A 446-nucleotide genomic window follows, 5' to 3' on the forward strand; every position below is an offset into this window, starting at 1 on the left:
CGATGCGTTTTTGGGAAACACCCGTTCTCATCCCGAACACGATGGTTAAGACTTAAACGGCCGATGATACTATACTGGTAACGGTATGGGAAAGTAGGTGGCTGCCAAATTTATGGGCTTGTAGCTCAGCCGGTTAGAGCGCACGCCTGATAAGCGTGAGGTCGGAAGTTCGAGTCTTCTCAAGCCCACTAGCCGAATGGCTTTGGATAATTAAATAAGTTACCCAAATGGGGGCGTAGCTCAGTTGGGAGAGCACCTGCCTTGCAAGCAGGGGGTCAAGAGTTCGAATCTCTCCGTCTCCATCGTCGATGTAATAAAACAGTTACAATCGACATTGTACCTTGAAAACTTCATACAAATGATTTGATGAATAAATATTCTATTCTTAAGAATATCTAACAATCAAGACATCCGAGAAACAAAACCAAGTTGTGAACAACAACAAA

2 tRNA genes and 1 rRNA gene are annotated in these 446 nt (G+C 43.7%); all 3 read left to right on the top strand.

What is annotated here, in order from left to right:
• A 5S ribosomal RNA gene (gene rrf, locus ACTQ1L_RS15265) occupies positions 1–110 on the top strand; the annotation flags it as partial.
• Positions 111–114: 4 nt separating this feature from the next.
• Positions 115–188 (top strand) — tRNA-Ile (locus ACTQ1L_RS15270).
• 41 nt (positions 189–229) lie between these two features.
• A tRNA-Ala gene (locus tag ACTQ1L_RS15275) sits at positions 230–302 on the top strand.
• The last annotated feature ends 144 nt before the right edge of the window (positions 303–446 follow it).

Source organism: Agathobacter sp. LCP21S3_B2, assembly GCF_052118705.1.
Lineage (GTDB): Bacteria > Bacillota > Clostridia > Lachnospirales > Lachnospiraceae > Roseburia.